This is a genomic window from Accumulibacter sp. (assembly GCF_036625195.1).
Taxonomy (GTDB): Bacteria; Pseudomonadota; Gammaproteobacteria; order Burkholderiales; family Rhodocyclaceae; genus Accumulibacter.
This window is the reverse complement of the sequence record NZ_JAZKUG010000001.1, coordinates 2,588,577-2,608,050: the sequence shown is the minus strand read 5'-3', so window position 1 is coordinate 2,608,050 and position 19,474 is coordinate 2,588,577. Positions and strand designations below refer to the sequence as shown.

The 19,474-nt window shown below is 65.2% G+C and carries 14 protein-coding genes; 4 read left to right on the top strand and 10 right to left on the bottom strand.

The window, feature by feature from the left end:
- Positions 1–5: 5 nt before the first annotated feature.
- Positions 6–2,678: an HAD-IC family P-type ATPase gene (locus V5B60_RS11500; protein ID WP_332347126.1), complete on the bottom strand. Its 2,673-nt coding sequence runs from the start codon at positions 2,676–2,678 to the stop codon at positions 6–8.
- A 225-nt stretch (positions 2,679–2,903) separates the two neighbouring features.
- On the opposite strand from V5B60_RS11500, the gene V5B60_RS11495 reads away from it, so the two are divergent.
- Together V5B60_RS11495 and gpmI are read left to right on the top strand one after the other, a co-directional pair.
- The gene (locus V5B60_RS11495) at positions 2,904–3,770 is read left to right on the top strand and encodes a hypothetical protein (RefSeq protein WP_332347125.1); all 867 of its coding nucleotides are present in this window, start codon (positions 2,904–2,906) and stop codon (positions 3,768–3,770) included.
- 192 nt (positions 3,771–3,962) lie between these two features.
- A complete protein-coding gene (gene gpmI, locus V5B60_RS11490) occupies positions 3,963–5,609 on the top strand; it encodes a 2,3-bisphosphoglycerate-independent phosphoglycerate mutase (protein WP_332347124.1) in 1,647 nt (548 codons plus the stop codon).
- 63 nt (positions 5,610–5,672) lie between these two features.
- Here the strand turns inward: gpmI and tpiA are convergent, their stop codons facing one another.
- From tpiA to alaC, 9 genes are all read right to left on the bottom strand, one after another.
- Positions 5,673–6,440, bottom strand: a complete 768-nt coding sequence (tpiA, locus tag V5B60_RS11485) for a triose-phosphate isomerase (RefSeq protein WP_332347123.1) — start codon at positions 6,438–6,440, stop codon at positions 5,673–5,675.
- 73 nt (positions 6,441–6,513) lie between these two features.
- Entirely contained in the window at positions 6,514–7,770 is a 1,257-nt protein-coding gene (gene pgk, locus V5B60_RS11480) for a phosphoglycerate kinase (RefSeq protein ID WP_332347122.1), read from the bottom strand.
- A gap of 223 nt (positions 7,771–7,993) precedes the next feature.
- The gene (locus V5B60_RS11475) at positions 7,994–9,589 is read right to left on the bottom strand and encodes a phospholipase D-like domain-containing protein (protein ID WP_332347121.1); all 1,596 of its coding nucleotides are present in this window, start codon (positions 9,587–9,589) and stop codon (positions 7,994–7,996) included.
- Between the two features lie 79 nt (positions 9,590–9,668).
- Complete coding sequence (locus V5B60_RS11470; RefSeq protein ID WP_332347120.1) at positions 9,669–11,171, bottom strand: endonuclease/exonuclease/phosphatase family protein; 1,503 nt, start codon at positions 11,169–11,171, stop codon at positions 9,669–9,671.
- Positions 11,168–12,934 carry a carbamoyltransferase family protein gene (locus V5B60_RS11465; RefSeq protein ID WP_332347119.1) on the bottom strand — a complete coding sequence of 589 codons (1,767 nt, stop codon included), beginning with the start codon at positions 12,932–12,934 and terminating at the stop codon, positions 11,168–11,170. Before V5B60_RS11465 ends, V5B60_RS11470 begins: the two co-directional genes overlap by 4 nt.
- 148 nt (positions 12,935–13,082) lie before the next feature.
- The gene (locus V5B60_RS11460) at positions 13,083–13,955 is read right to left on the bottom strand and encodes a lipid A biosynthesis acyltransferase (protein ID WP_332350539.1); all 873 of its coding nucleotides are present in this window, start codon (positions 13,953–13,955) and stop codon (positions 13,083–13,085) included.
- Positions 13,956–14,057: 102 nt separating this feature from the next.
- Entirely contained in the window at positions 14,058–15,368 is a 1,311-nt protein-coding gene (locus tag V5B60_RS11455; protein WP_332347118.1) for a homoserine dehydrogenase, read from the bottom strand.
- Between the two features lie 68 nt (positions 15,369–15,436).
- A complete protein-coding gene (locus tag V5B60_RS11450; protein ID WP_332347117.1) occupies positions 15,437–16,669 on the bottom strand; it encodes a pyridoxal phosphate-dependent aminotransferase in 1,233 nt (410 codons plus the stop codon).
- Between the two features lie 10 nt (positions 16,670–16,679).
- The gene (gene alaC, locus V5B60_RS11445; protein ID WP_332347116.1) at positions 16,680–17,864 is read right to left on the bottom strand and encodes an alanine transaminase; all 1,185 of its coding nucleotides are present in this window, start codon (positions 17,862–17,864) and stop codon (positions 16,680–16,682) included.
- A 147-nt stretch (positions 17,865–18,011) separates the two neighbouring features.
- On the opposite strand from alaC, the gene V5B60_RS11440 reads away from it, so the two are divergent.
- Together V5B60_RS11440 and V5B60_RS11435 are read left to right on the top strand one after the other, a co-directional pair.
- On the top strand, positions 18,012–18,383 hold the full coding sequence (locus V5B60_RS11440) for an Mth938-like domain-containing protein (RefSeq protein WP_332347115.1): 372 nt from the start codon (positions 18,012–18,014) through the stop codon (positions 18,381–18,383).
- 200 nt (positions 18,384–18,583) lie between these two features.
- The gene (locus V5B60_RS11435; protein WP_332347114.1) at positions 18,584–19,462 is read left to right on the top strand and encodes a polysaccharide deacetylase family protein; all 879 of its coding nucleotides are present in this window, start codon (positions 18,584–18,586) and stop codon (positions 19,460–19,462) included.
- Positions 19,463–19,474 lie beyond the last annotated feature (12 nt).

Genomic DNA, 19,474 nt, shown 5'->3' with positions numbered 1-19,474 from the left:
GCGAGTCAGCGACGCGCGCGCACGTGCTTCTCGACGCCGACCACGAGGTAGGCGAGGACGCCAACGGCGCCGATCTCGAGCCATTCCCGCCCGCCGATCGGCGCCGTGGCAAACAGGCGGTTCATCAGCGGCAGGTAGGTCAGAGCAGCCTGCAGCAGGGCCATCACCAGAATGCCGTACCAGATCGCCGGGTTGGAGAAGAGCCCCAGCCGCAGGGCCGAGACCTTCAGCGAACGGCAGTTGAAAAGGTACATGCTCTGGACGACGACAAAGACGTTGACCGCGACCGTGCGCGCCTCGGCGAGCGAATGGCCCTGCGCCAGCTCGCGCAGGAAGAGCCCGAAGGAACCGGCAAGCAACAGCAGGCTGACGAGAACGATTCGCCAGACCAGCGCTGCGTCGAGAATCGGTGTTCCCGGCGGTCGCGGCGGACGGCGCATGACCGCGTGCTCGATCGGCTCGAAGGCCAGCATGAGGCCGAGAAAGACCGCCGTCGTCATGTTGATCCAGAGAATCTGCAGCGGCGTGATCGGCAGGGTCGCCCCGGCAAGGATCGCTGCGACGATGACGAGACCCTCGCCGAAGTTGGTCGGCAAGGTCCAGGTGATGAACTTCACCAGATTGTCGTAAACCCCTCTGCCCTCCTCGACGGCAGCCTCGATGGCGGCAAAATCGTCATCGGTGAGGACCATCTCGGCGGCGTCCTTGGCCACTTCGGTCCCGCCCAGGCCCATGGCGATGCCAATGTCGGCCTGTTTCAGGGCTGGCGCGTCGTTGACCCCGTCGCCGGTCATCGCCACCACCTCGCCATTGGTCTGCAGCGCCCGCACCAAGCGCAGCTTCTGCGCCGGCTCGACGCGCGCAAAGACGTTGACCCGGCGCACCACTTCGCACAACGCCTCATCATCGAGCGCCGCCAGCTCGCGGCCGCCGATCGCCGTCTCACCGGCGCGGGCGATCCCCATCTGGCGGGCGATCGAAAGTGCCGTGGCGGCGTGATCGCCGGTGATCATCTTGACCGTGATGCCGGCTGCGTGACAGGTCCTGACCGCGGCAATCGCCTTCGGTCGCGGTGGATCGACCATCCCGACCAGTCCGACGAACTCCAGACCGGCCTCGGCACTGCTGGCGGTCAGCGAGACGGCGGAGCCAGCGGCGAGACGAGCGACCGCCAGCACCCGCAGACCTGTCGCCGCCATCGTCGCGGCAGCGCTCTCGATTTCCTCGCGGCGCAGCGCGACGCTCCGCCCGTTGCTGTCGAGCATGCTCAGCGAACGCGACAGCAACTGCTCGAGCGCCCCCTTGAAGTAGGCGACCCGGGCTCCGTCGATGTCATGCAGGGTCGCCATGTATTGCCGCGCAGAATCGAAGGGAATTTCGTCCAGACGCGGAAACAGCTTCTGCAGCGTCCGCTCGTCGAGCCCCGCCTTGCGCGCAACGACGAGCAGCGCCCCCTCGGTCGGATCGCCGACGATCTCCCAATGGCGGTTGCTCCTGCTCAGGCCGGCATCGTTGCACAGCGCTCCGGCGACCAGGCACTCACGCAGGGCGCCGGTCACGTCGCCACCATCGCCAAGCTTGCCGTTTGGCGAATAGCCACTGCCGCTGACCACCGTCCGGACGCCACCGGCGTGGATTTCGCGCACGGTCATCTGGTTCTCCGTCAGGGTCCCGGTCTTGTCCGAACAGATCACCGTCGTGCTGCCGAGGGTTTCGACCGCCGGCAGCTTGCGAATGATCGCCCGCCGCCTGGCCATGCGGGACACACCGATGGCCAGGGTGATGGTCATCGCCGCCGGCAGCCCTTCCGGAATCGCGCCAACGGCCAGCGCCACCGCCGCCATGAACATGGCAAAAGCCGATTCGCCGCGCCAGATGCCGACGGCGAAGGTCAGCGCGGCGAGCAGGCCGATGGCGAGCAGCAACCAGTTGCTGAATACCGCCATGCGACGGGTCAGCGGCGTCGTCAGATCGGGGGCCTCGGCGATCAGCCGCGAGATGCGACCGGTTTCGGTATGGTCGCCGGTCGCCACCACGACGCCGGCTCCCTGACCGCTGATCATCACGGTCCCGGCGTAGGCCATGTTGCAACGCTCGGCGAGCAGGGTGTTCTCCGGCAAGGTATCGCCGCTCTTGGCAACGGCCGTCGACTCGCCGGTCAGAGCCGCCTCGATCGCCTGCAGATCCCTGCTGCGGAACAGCCGCAGGTCGGCCGGCACCTTGTCGCCCGCCGCCAGCAGGACGACGTCGCCAGGAACGAGCTCGGTCGATGACAGGCGCTGCTTGCCCCCCCCCCGCAGAACCGTGACCTCACTGATGACCGAGCGGGCAAGCGCCGCCAGGGCACTCTCGGCGCGACCTTCCTGGATGAAGCCGATGACCGCGTTGACCAACGTGACACCAAAGATCACGGCGGCGTCGACCCATTCGCCGAGAACGGCGGTGACCAGTCCGGCCAGCACCAGCACCAGCACCAGTGGCTGCACGAACTGCAGCGCGAAACGCAGCAGCGGTCCCCGGCTCGGAGTTGGCGTCAGCCGGTTCTCGCCGTGTTGCGAACGGCGGCAGCCCACCTCCGCATCGTCGAGCCCCTGCTCGAAACTGGCAGCCAGGCGAGCCGCCGCTTCCTCTGCCGGCAGCGAGTGCCAAGCGACATCCTGCAGCGATGAGGTGCTCATTGGAACGGTCTTCTCCAAGGGCAACGCCCGGCGCCGACGTTGCTGTAGTATTCTAGCATCGGTGCCCGACGGCCGGCCGCAGCAGAGGAACGAGCCGCGCCGGCCGTGGCGTGAGGAGGAAACCTGGGGACAGATATCGCCCTGCTGAACGGCGGGATCGGCGGGCGCTCGCAACCGCGTGAAGGCGCTCGGCAGTACCGCCGCTGGCGAACGCCGATTTTCGTGGTGGCGTACGTGCTGCTCAACGGAGATGCGCTGGCCCACAGCATCGGCGACAATGACGCCAGGACATTGCCGCCGACCGCGGCCGCACGGCTGGCCGAACCGAGCGAGACGAACTTGTCGACTTCGCCCGAGCTTGCCGGCGCCCTCGACGAACAAGAGGCGTCGCCGCCATGGTTGTCGCATGGACCGTTGCCGCTGCCGGCGATGCCTGCGCTGGATGCCGACGAAGCCGCTCATCCCTTTGCCCCGGCATCACGACCGCCACCGGGGAGAACGCGCCGACAAGGGTCGCCGGGGCCGGCTGCCGCGCCTCGCGGCTCGCCGCTCCCGCTGCCCACAGGCCTGCTGCCCGGCGTTGAGGACATCCTCGCTGACCTGAACAACCTGCAGCAGGCAGCAACCGACCTCATCGTCGAGAGCACCGATGCACGCATGGGCCCGGGAGGGCGGGTCAGCTTCTCTCTCGCCGGCATTGAAGGCTTTCATTACAGCGCAAGCGACGGTCACGCCTCGATCGGACACGGCGAGCTCGCGCTGACCGTCGGCGACACGTCCGGCGACCACCGCCCTCCCGTTGCCGGGGGGCGCACGGCGCCCGCGCTTCCCGCCAGCCACGATGCCAGTCCGCCGTTGCACGTCATCGAACTCCTCAGGGAGGTGCTCGCCTACCCGCTGGTCTGGGTCCTCGCCTTCCTGCTGCTCGCCGGCAAGATCGCACTGCTGGTCGCCACCCGGCGTGCCCGCAAGCACCGCCACAGGAGGCGTCCCGCGAATCGGCAACAGGAGACACCACAACGGATCCGCAAGCGAGTCCGCATCCGTGTCCGCCGACGGCAGCCGGTGGTCGGCCTGCAACAACCCCGCTAGCTGCCGCGAAGCCTGCGTCGGCCTCGCCACGAGCCCGCAAGCGGCCAAGCGAGTTGCGTGCAAGTGATCGTTTTCAAAAGGGATTCTTTGTTCGGCGACGGCTGCCGGCTTGCGGTATACTGGGATTGACGCCGCTGCACATCGACCCTCGGCGGCCTGCTTTCCCACACTCAACCTCCCCAGGAATCCATCATGTTGCAGAAATCTGCCTCCTTCCCCGGAATTCAGGGCCCTGTTGTCACGATCATCATGGATGGCTACGGCATCGCCAAAACGGATGTCGGCAGCGCCATCGCCGCGGCCAGGAAACCCACCCTGGACCGCCTCCTCGCCAGTTGCCCGAATGTCACCCTGCGTGCCCATGGCATCGCGGTCGGAATGCCCTCCGACGACGACATGGGCAACTCCGAAGTCGGCCACAACGCCATCGGTGCCGGCCAGGTCTACAGCCAGGGCGCGGCGCTGGTCGCCGACGCCATCGCCGTGGGCTCGATCTGGCAAGGCACAGCCTGGCAGCAGATCGTCGCCGGCGCCAAGGCAGGCCGCGGCGTCATCCACTTCCTCGGCCTCTTCTCCGACGGCAACGTACACAGCCACATCGACCACCTGCGGGCGATGGTCCTGCGCGCGAAGGATGAAGGTGTGCCGAGCGTGCGCGTCCATATCCTGCTGGATGGGCGCGACGTACCCGAAACCAGTGCCCTCGAATATGTCCTGCCGTTCGAAGCCTTCCTCGCGGAAGTCAGTGGAGCAGGCTTCGACGCCCGCATCGCCTCCGGCGGTGGCCGCATGAACATCACCATGGACCGCTACGAGGCGAACTGGAACATGGTCGAGCGCGGCTGGCAAACGCACGTCCTCGGTCAGGGCGAGCAGTACGCGAGTGCGTCGCAGGCGATCGAAGCGCTGCGTGCGCGCTCGCCGGCAACGATCGACCAGGATCTGCCGCCTTTCGTGATCGCCAGCGCCGGCCATCCGGTCGGCACCATCGAGGATGGTGACTCGGTCGTCTTCTTCAACTTCCGCGGCGACCGCGCGATCGAAATCACCCGTGCCTTCGAGGAGGCGAACTTCGACAAGTTCGACCGCGTCCGCCTGCCGCGCGTGACCTACGCCGGAATGTTGCAGTACGACGGCGACCTCAAGCTGCCCAAGCGCTTCCTGGTCGACCCGCCGGCGATCCTCGACACCATGGGCGAGTGGTTTGCCAAGTCCGGGATCACCCAGTTCGCCTGTTCCGAAACGCAGAAGTTCGGCCATGTGACCTACTTCTGGAACGGCAACCGCTCGAACAAGTTTGCTGGCGAGACCTACGAAGAGGTGCCGAGCGACGTCGTCCCCTTCGAACAGCGGCCGTGGATGAAGGCTGCGGAGATCGCCGATGCGATGATCGCTGCCCTCAGGAGCGGGCAGTACCGGACCCTGCGCTGCAATTTCGCGAACGGCGACATGGTCGGCCACACGGGGCACTTCCGCGCGGCGACGATGGCGATCGAAGCCGTCGACCTGCAGCTGGCACGCATCCTGCCGGTGATCGACGCGATGGGCGGTGTTGCCCTCATCACCGCCGATCATGGCAATGCGGACGAGATGTACGAGATCGACAAGAAGAGCGGACAACCAGCCAGGAATGCGGACGGGTCGTTCAAGAGCAAGACCTCGCACACCTTGAACCCGGTGCCGCTGATCCTCTACGACCAGGTCAGCGGCGGCCGGCTTGGGCTGACACAGACCGCCAGCGCGGGCCTGTCGAACATCGCCGCGACGATCGCCAACCTGCTCGGCTTCGAGAAGCACGACAAGTGGGATGAGAGCCTGCTGACGGTCAAACAGGCTTAGGAGCAGGGTGCGGCCGGCAGGCGGGCGACGCTGAGGCGCGCCTCCCGCCGCGCGCCCTTTGGGCTACTTGCTGAGCGCCTCGCCCGGCGAGATGATGCCGAGGAAGCTGTCTGCCTTCAGCGCCGCACCGCCAATCAGACCGCCGTCGATGTCCTTCTGCGCCAGCAGGCCGGCAGCGTTCTCGGGTTTCATCGAACCGCCGTACTGAATGCTGATCGACTGGGCAACGCTGTCGCCGTAGAGTTTCGCCAGCAGGCCGCGGACGAAGGCGTGTGCTTCCTGCGCCTCGTCGTCGCTGGCGGTGACCCCGGTGCCGATGGCCCAGACCGGCTCGTAGGCGATCACCGTCGACAGGGCATCGTCGGCGGAAAGACCGGCGTAGGCGCCGTTGACCTGCGTCGTCAGGACGCTTTCAAGCCGGCCTTCCTTGCGCTCGGCCAGTGTCTCGCCGATGCAGACGATCGGCTTCATGGCGAGCGAGAGGACCTTCCGGACCTTCTTGTTGACCGTCTCGTCGGTCTCGCCGAAGTAGCTGCGCTGCTCGGAGTGGCCAATGATCACGTACTCGACACCGATCTCCTTGAGCATGTCGGCGCTGACCTTGCCGGTGAAGGCACCCTGGTTCTCCCAGTGCACATCCTGCGCGGCAAGCTTGACATTGCTCCCCTGCAGCACGTCGGCCACCTTCGCCAGCGCGAGATGGGTGGGGGCGATGGCGACGACCACCTGCTTGATGTCCCTGGCGGCAGCGACCACTTCACCAGCCAGTTTCACGGATTCGGCAACGGTCTTGTTCATCTTCCAGTTGCCGGCGATTACGATTTTGCGCATGGTATTCCTCGATGTTGTATGGCGGGGATGACGGGCTAAGCCGATGGCCCCGGCTTGGCCGGGGCCATCGGCATCACTTTTCGGAGAGCGCGGCAACGCCGGGCAGGATCTTGCCTTCCAGATATTCGAGCGAAGCGCCGCCGCCGGTGGAACTGTGTGTGACTTTCTTGTCGGCGCCGTATTTCTTCGCCGCGGTGGCCGTGTCACCACCGCCGATGACCGTGATCGCACCCGCCGCCGTCGCTTCGACGACCGCCTGCGCCATCGCGCGCGTTCCGGCCTCGAACTTCTCGAACTCGAAGACGCCCGCCGGACCATTCCAGATGATCGTCCTCGCCTTCCTGATGGCGTCGCTGAAGATGCGCGTCGACTCTGGACCGCAGTCGAGCCCCAGCCAGCCATCCGGAATCCCGTCGACATCGTTGGCCGTGCCGGTGTTGGCATTGGCGTCGAACTTGTCGCCGATGACGAAATCGACCGGCAGCAGGATCTCCTTGCCTTTCTCGCGCGCCTTCTCCATCAGGCCGGTGACGAGCTTGGCGCCTTCTTCATCAAACAGTGAGTTGCCGATCGGCATTCCCGAGAGCACCTTCTTGAAGGTGAAGGCCATGCCGCCGCCGATGATGATCTGGTCGGCCTTGTCGAGCAGGTTGTTGATCAGCTGGATCTTGTCGGCCACCTTGGCGCCGCCGAGGATCGCCAGCAGTGGCCGCTGCGGCGATTCGAGAACGGCCGAGAACGCCGCCAGTTCCTTGTTCATCAGGTAACCGGAAGCGCGTTCAGGAAGTTGCACGCCGGTCATCGACGAATGGTCACGGTGCGCCGTACCGAAGGCATCGTTGATATAGACGTCGGCGAGCCGGGTGAGCGAAGCGCGAAACGCCTTGACGGCATCCGGGTTGGCCTTCAGCTTGGTGACCGTCCCGTCGGCATTGGTGACGCTGGCCTTGCCCTCCTCCTCGATGTGGAAGCGCAGGTTCTCGAGCAGGATGACCTCGCCCGGCTTGATCTGGGCGCAGGCCGCCTCGACTTCGGGGCCGACGCAGTCGGGCAGGAACTTGACCGGCCGCCCGAGCAGACCTTCGAGGGCGACGGCCACCGGCGCCAGGCTGAACTGGGGATTCGCCTTGCCGTCCGGACGGCCGAGATGTGACATCAGGATGACCGCCGCCCCCTTCTCCAAGGCATGCTTGATCGTCGGCAGCGCGGCCTCGATGCGTTTGGTATTGGTGATCGCACCGGTCACCTTGTCCTGTGGAACGTTGAAATCGACGCGGATCAGGGCGCGCTTGCCTTCGAGGGCGAGATCTTCGATGAACAGTTTGGACATGATTTCCTCGAGAGTGAGTTGGTGTTGAGAAAAGCTGGAATCAGGATCGCAAAGGGCATGGTGTCTCCGTAATGGTTGTCGGACGACTTGACGGTCCGCCGTCTCTTGGCCACCGCATTGGAAACGTGCAACCGGTGGGAAGGCGTTTCAACCACGCAGACGAAGTATCCTTGGCGCCGCTCCTGGAGTCAATTGTCTGTTGTCAGTCAGGCAGATCCGGCGCTCAGTAGTAGATCCTGAACAGCCTCTGGATCTGCTCGAACTCGTGCAGATAGGCCTTCGCCACCTCGCGATGGGTCGCGAGAACGAGCAGGTCGTGCGAGAAAACCGAGGTGTTGTACCAGTTGAAGCTGCCCTCGATGACCGTCGCCTCGTCGATGATGCAGTACTTGGAATGGATCGGTGAATAGGGCACCGGGTGATCGGTCTGCCCGTACACCAGCCCGACCGCGATGCCAGCGGTGCGCAGGCCCTGTACGGCGGGAAGCAGCGGGCGATTCAGCTCCTCGGCCATGGTTCGCTCGATGCCGACACGACCCTGCCGCGCCAGGTGCCCATTGAGCAGGATGTGCACGTGCACGCCGCGGTTCTTGGCGTGGATCAGCGCATCGACGACGCTGTCGCCGTGCTCGCCGAGCAGGTTGCCGATGAGGAACAGGGTCAGCTTGATCGAATGCTTCGCCCGGTGGATTTCCGCCAGGATCGCATGGTGTGGACGGTAATACCTGCCGTCGAGCAGCGCCTGCCGGCCAAAGGTGTAGAGCAGGTTGAACGGGCTCAGCGGATCGACTCCATAGCGCTGGTTGACGCCACCGCGTTCGCTCTGAAAGACATTGTCGAGCAGACGACAGACCCCCTGCGAGTGAAAAGTCATGCCGGACTCCCAGTTCGCCCACCAGCGGTCGAACGTGATGTTGAACGAGCCCAGGATGCAGTCCTCATCGTTGAAGATGATGAACTTGGTATGCATGTCGGGATCGACTTCGATCAGGTGGTGCTGCGGCGTGCAGAAGACGCCCAGCAGCTCGACACCGGCACGCTTGAGGCGGGCGTAGTTGTCACTGTTGGTCAGCGTCATTTTCCGCCAGTCGACGATGCACTGGACCCACACGCCCTGCTCGCTGGCGTGCTCCAAGTGGCGGGTGAAATCGTGGTCATCGATGCAGTCCACGCTCACCTTGATCGTGCAGAAGCGGTTCGGGTCCCTGTGCTTGCTGCGGATCACCTTGTCGATGTGATCGTGGATGAAGCGCTTCGGATGGTAGGGATGGTGCTGTTGCCCCTTGGTGAACTTCGGGATCAGGTGCAGCGAGTCGAAGTGGTGGTTGTACCAGTCGACGTCACTCTGCAACTGCCAGGCGTTGCATTCATGGGTGCGGTAGCCATTGTGCGTGGCCCACTCGGAGCTGATCCTGCGGTACTGCGGCTGCTCGCTGCGCAGCTGCTGCCAGTCCATGAAGATGTACTCGAGCTGCGACGGCAGCGAGCGTTCGTCACGGTGCACGATGAAGGCGAACTTGACGCAGTTCACCCGGCCGAAGCTGCGCGACTCGGGGTGGATGTAGAAGTCGCGCGTCCGCCGCTTGTGGTGGTTCCACTCGATGTCGTAGGGATCGGTATCGACGATGTAGGTTTCGCAGATGCCGTGGTCCCGATAGACCCGCAGGATCACCTTGAGGTTGAGCTGGGCGCCGAAGGAGACATCGAAGATGATCTTGCCCCAGCGCAGGTAGAACTTTTCGTTGAAGTCGTTGCTGCGCACGAAGGCACCACCTAGGTTTCCGTGCACCCGTACTGCGTAGTTCTCTGCCTTGTCCATGTCGAGAATGACTGCCTGTCGTGTGTGAGGCCGGCCCGCTAGCCGAGGCAGCGGGGCCAGCCGTGAGAAGGGGTCCGCATCATGTCGGTTCGAAGGTCATCAGATAGCCGAGATGGTCGGACACCCTGCCGTAATCGTGGTCGGTGAAAACGCTGCGGCCGGAAGTGACGCGCAACCGGCTCCCCTGGCGCAGAAACACGTAATCGATCCGCTGATCGTCGTCGAGGTCCTGCGGCCAGCCGGGCTCACCGGCTTCGAAAACCTTCCCGAACACCAGCGGGGAGGTCGCGGCAAGGTACTGGTCGCGATACTCGCGCGACTCGACGACCAACTGGTAGCCCAGTGAGCCCGCCTTGATGTTGAAGTCGCCACAGAGCATGCTGGCCGCGATCCCGTCGCCCGCCTCCTCACCTGCCCAACGGCGGAGATTGCCGAACTGCTCGGCAAAGCCATCCTCCCACCAGCTCAGGTGGGACGAGAAGACGTTGAGCAGTCCAAAGCGTGGCACGCGCACCCGCGCCATGACGACCTTGCGCGAATGGATGCTGTAGGGGTCCGTGCTGCGCGAGACGTAGCGCGCTCGGTGGCTCTCGATCGGGTAACGGCTGAGCACCGCCACACCCTCACGGTAGCGTTCGAAACCCAGATGCGACCAGTCGGTCACCAGTTGATACGGCGCCGCAAGCCGCTCGTTGATGATCCTCGCCGTGTTGGTCTGCCAGTCGCCGCGGCCTTCATTCCACAGTTCGGCGACCTCCTGCAGGCAGACGATATCCACCCCGAGTTCATCGATCGCCTGCGCGATCCGCGACAGCTTGCGATCCTGCTCCTCCTCCTGACAACAGTGGAGGTTGAGGATCATCAGCGTCAGCGGCCGCCGCTCGACGACGTAATCGCGGCCGAACGCATCGTCGCGAAGCACGCCCTGCTGCCTGGTCTCACAGCTGATGCGGTAGCGCACGCGGAAGGCATCACCGACACGCAGCCCGGCTTGCCAGACCTGACAACCGTAGTGGTTGGGGTTGCGGGCGTTGCTGAGGAACTCGCTGTCCCAGTAGTTGCGCCGGTAGCGAGCGTTCGACTGCTGCGTGCTGCGCCAGTCGTCGGTGGTCCATTCGATGCTGACGCGGCGCACGCCGAGACCGCTGTCGACCGCCACGACCACCGGCAGCAGACGCTGTTGTTCAGCCAGGCGGGGCTCGAAGCCGACGTTCAGCAGCGCGCAGCCGGCACCCGGCATGATCCCCGAGTCGGCCTGGATGCGGTGGTTCGCGCCGTCGTTGTTGTCCCAGTACTCGCGGCCGCCAGCGCGGTAGCGAACGGCGAACTCGACGTTCCCGGGCAGTTGTCGATCCTCGCCCAGGGCAAAAGCCATTGTCGCCAGCCAGTATTCCTTCGTCCCGTCGATGGCCGCGTGGTGGGCCGCCGGCAAGCTGTGCCAGACGCCGTCCTCACCAGCCCAGCGCACTTCGACGGTCTTCTCGAAAACCAGATTGTGCACCAGCAGCAGGAACGACAGCTCCTGTTGTGCCGACTTTCTGCTGATGATGTTCCTTGCGTAGAGCAGTTTGATCTTGTTCATTCGTCCTGGGCGTCGATCAGCTGTCGTTCGGCTCCGTCCTTGACGACCAGGACGTCCTCCATCACCAGGTACTGCAGGTCGGAGCCGAAGAACATGTTGAGTGCATCGGTTGGCGAGCAGATCATCGGCTCGCCGCGGCGGTTCAGGGAAGTGTTCAGCACGACACCGTTGCCGGTCAGTCTCTCGAGTTCCTGCATCAGGTCGTAGTAGCGCGGATTGAACTCACGTCGCAGAACCTGCGCACGCGAGGTGCCGTCTTCGTGCACGACTTCGGGCACCCGTTCCTTCCAGCCGTTCGCGACCTCGAAAGTGAAGGTCATGAACGGCGCCGGATGCGCGCTGCCGAGCATCTGCGATGCGACGGTATCGAGCATGCTCGGGCAGAACGGTCGCCAGCGCTCGCGAAACTTGATCTGCGCGTTGATCCGGTCGGCGACCCCGGCAACGCTCGGACAGCCGAGGATCGACCGCCCACCGAGCGCGCGCGGTCCGAACTCCATCCTGCCCTGGAACCAGGCCACCGGATGGCCGGCTGCGAGCAGGCGGGCGACACGCAGCGGGACGGCGCTCAGCCGCTGCCACGCCGGCCGGGCCGGATGGCGCGTGCAGGCGGCGATGATGTCCTCGTTGCTGTATGCCGGGCCGAGATAGACGTGCTCCATCTTCTCGACCGCCACGCCACGCTGCACCGAGACGTAGGCCGCTGCGCCAACCGCCGTGCCGGCGTCACCGGAAGCCGGCTGGACGAAGAGTTCGCGTACATCCGGGCGGGCAATGATCTTCTGGTTGAGCTTGACGTTGAGTGCTCCGCCGCCGGAGAAGGCCAGACGACCGGTCTCCCGCAGGATGTCCCCCAGATAGTGGTCGAGCATCTGCAGCGACAGATCCTCGAACAGCTTCTGCATGCTCGCGGCGTAATGGATGTAGGGGTCATCGGCGACGTCCCCCGCACGCTTCGGCCCCAGCCAGTCCACCAGCCTCGGCGAGAAGTAGTACCCCTTGCCCGCTTCCTTGTAACGGCGGAAACCGATCACGTTTGCGTAGTGGGTATTGACCGTCAGCTCTCCATTCGCGAAGCGGGCCAGGCGAGAGAAGTCGTAGCGCCCCGGATCGCCGTAGGGCGCCATTCCCATCACCTTGTACTCGCCGTCGAGCATCTCGAAGCCGAGGTACTCGGTCAGCGCACCATACAAGCCGCCCAGCGAATCCGGATCGTAGAACTCCTTGATCTTGTGGATCCGGCCATTCTCGCCGTAACCGAAGAAAGTCGTCGCGTACTCGCCCTTGCCGTCGATGCCGAGAATCGCCGTCTTCTCCTCGAAGCCGGCGCAATGGTAGGCACTCGCGGCATGTGCGAGGTGGTGCTCGACCGGTACGATCTCGGTCTTCCGCAGATCGAAACCCAGTTGCTGCAGACACCACTCGATCCGCCTGCGATAACGGTGAAAACGGCGATTGCCGGTCAGGATGGCGTCCAGCGCACGATCCGGGGCGTACCAGTAGCGCCGCGCATAGTGCCAGCGCGCCGGCCCCAACAGGCTGATCGGGGCAAAGGGAATGGCCACCGCATCGATATCGGACGGCCGCATACCAGCGAACTCGAGGCAGAACTTCGCCGCCTCGTAGGGCATCCGGTTCTTGGCATGCTTGTCGCGCACGAAGCGTTCCTCCTCGGCGGCAGCGACGAGCCTGCCATCGCTGTAGAGAGCCGCCGACGGGTCGTGCGTCAGCGCGCCGGACAATCCGAGTAGGTTCAGTGCCAAGGTAGGGAAGTCTCAGAGGATCAGGTTTCCGGCCCGGCAGCCAAGCGCCTTGCGGCGCGACGCTGCAGACGGCGACAGTATACCCGCCACGGCCGCAGTTCTGTTCGCCGACGCGCCGCGGTGGTGCGAAAAGCTCCGCCAAAGACCCTCAGTAGGGTCGCGGTTCGCCTTCCGGCCGCGTCTTGAAACGGCGGTGCACCCAGTAGTACTGCTCAGGCATGCTGCGGATTGCCTGCTCGATCCACGCGTTCATTCGCGCCGTGTCCGCCGCGACATCGCGACTCGGAAAATCCTGCCACGGCTCGCCGACCGTCACCAGGTAACCGGCAGCGTCCGGCAGGATGCGCGTCAGGCAGGGAACGACCGTGGCGCCCGCCAGTCGCGCCAGTCGCGACAAACCGGGAACAGTCGCCGCCTGGACGCCGAAGAAGGGCACGAAGATCGAATCTCTGCGTCCGAAATCCATGTCCGGCAGGTAGTACAGCGGGCGCCCCGACTTCATCGCCCGGACGCTGGTCCGCACGGGCTCCTGGCGCGACAGCAGCAACTGGTCGCCAAAACGCTGGCGACCACGGAGCAACAGGCGATCGAACACCCGATTCGACTGCACGGCGTAGATGCTCGCACAATCGAAGCGCATGGCGATCGCTGCGCCGCCAGCGTCGAGGCCGACGAAGTGCGGCGTCAGCATCAGCACCGGCCGCCCCGCTTCGACCAAGGTCCGCAGGTGCTCGTCGCCGACGACGGTGAGCAGGCGCGACAAGCGCTCCGTGCTCGCCCACCAAAGCAGGCTGCGCTCGAGCATGCTGCGGCCGAGCACCCGGAAGTGGTCCCGCGCCAGCTGCCGCCGCTGCTCGTCGGAGAGATCCGGGAAACACAGGCGGAGGTTCACCAGGACGATGTGGCGTCGCCGCCGGCCGAGGTGGAAGGAAACGCTGCCGAGCGCGTTGCCGCAACGCGCCAGCACGGGCAGCGGCAGCCAGTGCAGCAGCCAGAGCAACCCGACCGCCAGTCGACTCAGCATGCCGGTTCGCCGACACCCTGCAGACAACGGTCCCGCAGGCCGTCTGTCAAGAGACGGCGGCCCCGCCAGACGCGACCTGGGCTGCGCTCTGTCACGGTGCTAGAGCAGTTCCTCCAGGCGCAGCCGGATGATGCGCCCGCGCACTGCCGCCAGCGACTCGATGCCGGCAATCGCCGTATCGACCTCCCGTTCGCGCGTCTTGTGGGTCAGCATGATGATGTCCGTCTGCTCCTCGCCCTCGCCCGGCTCGCGCTGGATCATGGCGACGATCGAGATGCCGCTGTCGGCGAGAATCCGCGTCACGTCCGCCAGCACCCCAGGCCGGTCCTCGACCCGCAGGCGCAGGTAGTAGCTGCTGACCACGGCGGAGATCGGCAGGATCGCCAGGTCGACCATCGCGTCGGGCTGGAAAGCCAGGTGGGGCACACGATGTTCGGGATCGGCGGTGTGCATTCGGGTGACGTCCACGAGATCGGCGATGACTGCCGAAGCCGTGGGTTCGGCACCGGCGCCCTTGCCGTAGTAGAGCGTCGCACCGACCGCATCACCCTTGACCAGGACCGCGTTCATCGCCCCCTCGACGTTGGCGATCAGTCGCTTCGACGGGATCAGCGTCGGATGCACGCGCAGCTCGACACCTTCGGCGGTCCGTTTGGTGATGCCGAGCAGCTTGATGCGGTAACCGAGTTGCTCGGCGTAGCGGATGTCGGCCGCATCGAGCCGGCTGATCCCCTCGATGTGTGCCTTGTCGAAGTTCATCGCGTTGCCGAAGGCGATTGCCGACATGATGCTGAGCTTGTGCGCCGCATCCACCCCCTCGACATCGAAAGTCGGATCAGCCTCGGCGTAACCGAGGCGCTGCGCCTCGGCGAGCACCGTGGCGAAGGACAGCCCCTTGTCGCGCATCTCGGAAAGGATGAAGTTGGTCGTACCGTTGATGATGCCGGCGATCCATTCGATGCGGTTCGCCGTCAGGCCTTCGCGCAGCGCCTTGATGATCGGGATGCCACCGGCGACCGCCGCCTCGAAGGCCACCATCACCCCCTTCTCACGAGCGGCAGCAAAGATCTCGTTGCCGTGTTTGGCGAGCAGCGCCTTGTTGGCCGTCACCACATGCTTGCCGTTGTCGATGGCCTGCAGCACGAGTTCCCTGGCCACATCGCAGCCACCGATGAGTTCGACGACGATATCCACCTCCGGATCGCGGACGACGGCAAAGGCGTCATCGGTCACGCGGCAGGCGCCAGCCGTCAGCTCCTGCGCCCGAGCGGGGCTGCGGTCGGCGACGACGCTGATGCGAATCGGTCGGCCAGCACGGCGGGCAATCTCCTCGCCATTGCGGCTGAGGACCGAGAACGTCCCGCCGCCGACGGTGCCGATGCCAAGTAGTCCAACGTTGATAGCTTTCATGGAGCAGTCAGGAGTGAGGGTTGTCGAGGAGAGGCGGCAGCCGCCGGAGCGACCGTCCGCGGTGCCTGTCAAGCCGCCGCTCCGGCGCGCTTGCGGTAGTGCGCGAGAAAGCGGGCGATGCGGGCGATGGCGTCGCGCAGATCGTCTTCATAGGGCAGGAAGACGAGGCGAAAGTGGTCGGGCGCCGGCCAGTTGAAACCGCTGCCCTGGACGAGCAGGACACGCTCCTCGGTGAGCAACTCGGCGATGAAGTCCTGGTCGTTGGCAATCGGATAGATCGCCGGGTCGAGGCGGGGAAACATGTACAGCGCCGCCTGCGGCTTGACGCAGCTGACGCCCGGAATGGCGGTGATCAGCGCATGCGCGAGATCGCGCTGACGGCACATGCGGCCACCGGGAGCGACCAGGTCGTCGATGCTCTGGTAGCCACCGAGTGCGGTCTGGATCGCGTGCTGCGCCGGCACGTTGGCGCACAGCCGCATCGACGCGAGCATGTCGAGGCCCTCGATGTAGTCGCGGGCCCCGCGCAGATCGCCGGAAACGACCATCCAGCCAGCCCGATAGCCGCAGGAGCGGTAATTCTTGGAGAGACCGTTGAAGCTCACCGTCAGCACGTCCTCGGACAGCGACGCGATCGCCGTATGCGTCGCGCCGTCGTAGAGCACCTTGTCGTACACCTCGTCGGCGTAGATGATCAGACCGTGTAACCGGGCAATCTCCACCAGCTCACGCAGCACGCTTTCCGGATAGAGGGCGCCGGTCGGGTTGTTCGGGTTGATCACCACCAGTGCCCGCGTCCGCGGCGTGATCTTCGCCCGCAGGTCATCGAGATCCGGCAACCAGCCATTGGCCTCGTCGCAAAGGTAGTGTCGCGGCGTGCCGCTCGACAGGCTCACCGCCGCCGTCCACAACGGGTAATCCGGCGCCGGCACGAGGACTTCGTCGCCGATGTTGAGCAGCGCGTTCATCGCCATCACGATCAGTTCGGAGACGCCATTGCCGATGTAGATGTCTTCGAGCGTCACGCCCTTGATGTGCTTCTGCTGCGTGTAGTGCATGACCGCCTTGCGCGCCGAGAAGATGCCCTTCGAATCCGCGTAGCCGGCCGCGCTCGGCAGGTTGCGGATCATGTCGAGCTGGATCTCCTCCGGCGCGTCGAAGCCGAACGCGGCGAGGTTGCCGATGTTCAACTTGATGATGTGATGCCCATCTTCCTCCATCTGCTTCGCGCGCTGCAGCACGGCGCCGCGGATGTCGTAGCAGACGTTGTCAAGCTTGTTGGATTTCAGTACCGGTTTCATCGTCCTGGCCTCAGAGCAGGCCGTCCTTCCTGAACATGTCCTTGATCCCGCGCACCGCCTGCCGCGTCCGCTCCTCGTTCTCGATCAGCGCGAAGCGGACGTGGTCATCGCCGTACTCGCCGAAACCGACGCCCGGCGACACCGCGACGCGCGCCTCGGCGAGCAGCTTCTTGGCAAACTCCAGCGAACCCATCTGGCGATAGGCTTCCGGGATGCGCGCCCAGATGTACATCGAGGCGCGCGGTATTTCGACCATCCAGCCGGCCTCGTGCAGGCCCCTGGCGAGCACGTTGCGACGCCCCTGATAGAGCTGGCGGGCTTCCTCGACACATTGCTGCGGACCATCGAGGGCGATCACCGACGCCACCTGGATCGGCGTGAAAGTGCCGTAGTCATGATAACTCTTGATCCGCACCAGCGCGTGACACAGTTCCTGATTGCCCACCATGTAGCCAACCCGCCAGCCGGCCATGTTGTAGCTCTTCGACATGGTGAAGAACTCGACCGCGACCTCACGCGCGCCGTCGACCTGCATGATCGACGGCGCCTGGTAACCGTCGAAGACGATGTCCGCGTAAGCCAGGTCATGCACCACCAGGATGTCGTGCTGCCTGGCGAGAGCGACGATGCGCTCGAAGAACTCGAGGTCGACACAGCGCGCCGTCGGGTTGCTCGGAAAGCCGAGGATCATCATTCTCGGCTTCGGGATCGACTCGCGGATCGCCCGCTGCACTTCCTCGACGAAATCCACCTCGGGCGTCATCCGCACCGAACGGATGTCCGCGCCGGCGATGATCGCACCGTAAATGTGGATCGGGTATGAGGGGTTGGGGACGAGGACGGTGTCGCCGCGATCGAGCGTCGCCAGCATCAGATGCGCCAGCCCCTCCTTCGAGCCGATGGTCACCACCGCTTCGGTCTCCGGATCCAGGCTGACGGCGTAACGCCGCTGGTACCAGTCGCAGATCGCCCGCCGCAGGCGCGGGATTCCCTTCGAAACCGAATAGCCGTGCGTGTTCTCGCGCAGCGCCGCTTCGACCAGCTTGTCGGTGATGTGCTGCGGCGTCGGCCCGTCGGGATTGCCCATGCTCATGTCGATGATGTCCTCGCCACGCCGGCGGGCGGCCATCTTCAGCTCGCTGGTAATGCTGAAGACATAGGGTGGCAGGCGGCTGATGCGGGAGAACTCTCTCATGGTCGAGACTCGGGAAGTGATCGGCAGCAATGGCGCGTGCCGCTCGTTCGACGGACCGCCGACGATATCCGCCGCAAACGGCAAAGCCGGACAGGGTCGGCAAAAAAGCTATAATCCTACTTCAACGACTGCCGTGCCGCAATTTCGATGAAGCTTCAGAGCACCCGGACAGAAAACCTCAATACCTTTACCGCCTACGGCGACGACCACGTCGTCGTCAACGGCATCCGCCACGTCTGCAACCTCGCCGTGCTGCCCGACCGCCTGCTGCCGGAGTGGACGCGGGCCAGCTTCGAGACCCTGAGCATCGCCGACTTCGAGCTGCTCGCCGGGCTCGACGCCGACATCGTCCTCCTCGGCACCGGCAAGCGGCTGCGCTTCCCCCGGCCCGAGCTGCTGCAACCGCTGATACGCGCGCAGCGGGGGCTCGAGGTGATGGATCTGGCGGCCGCCTGCCGCACCTACAACCTCCTCGTCGGCGAGGGGCGGCGGGTCGCCGCCGGCCTGCTCCTTGCCTGAGCCCGCGCCGCGTCCGGATCGCTGCACACGCGCCGGACCCAGAGGTTGTGAATAGATCTACTGCGCGACCGATCTGCGGCGTTGCCCACTCGCTCACTCCTCGCCTATCCATCTGATATGTCTCGTCATTCGCTCGCTCGCACTTGGCATCTCGGCCTGCTCGCGACGATTTCTTCACAACCTCTCAGCCTTCGCCAGCCTTGACACGGATCGCCCTCAAGATAGACGTCGATAGTTACCGTGGCACGCTGCACGGCGTCCCGGCGCTGATCGACCTGTTGCAGCGGCACCGGGCGGCTGCCAGCTTCTTCTTCTCGTTCGGTCCCGACCACGGCGGACGCGAGTCGCGGCGGCTGTCGCCGGCCAGGTACCACGATCGCCTCACACGCCTCTACGGCCTGCTGCTACCGGCACCTCGAATCGGCGTTCGCTGCGTCGACGGAATGCTGCAGGCGCGCGCTGCCGGCTTCGAGGTCGCCGTGCATGCCTGGGACCGCGTAGGCTGGGAAACCCGCTCGCCGAGCGCCGCGAACGCCTGGATCGAAGCCGAGATGACGCTGGCCTGCCGGCGTTTCACAGACATCTTCGGTGAGCAGCCGCATGCCTGTGCAGCACCCGGCTGGCGGACGAACCGCCATGCGCTGCGCCTGACACAGCGCCTTGGCCTGGGCTACGCCAGTGACTGCCGCGGGACATCGCCGTTCATACCGGTCATCGACGGCGAAATCGTCCTCTGTCCCCAGTTGCCGACGACATTGCCGACGATCGACGAGCTGCTGGCGACCGGATCGACATCGGTCGAGCAGGCGATCGAGCGGCTGGTCGAAGAGCCATCGCGCATCGCCGGCGACCACGTCTTCACGTTGCGCGCTGAACTCGAGGGAATGTGTTTCCTGCCGGCGTTCGCGCGCCTGCTCGGCGAGTGGCAAGCCCGCGGCCATGCCTCATCGACCCTGCGCGAGCTGATCGGCTCGCGCAACATCGTCACCCTGCCGCGGCACGAAGTCGCCTTCGCCAGCATCCCGGGGCGCATCGGCCAGCGCATGCTGCAGGGAAAGGCTTTCCTGCCGGCGGAATGAAAAGGGGCGGCC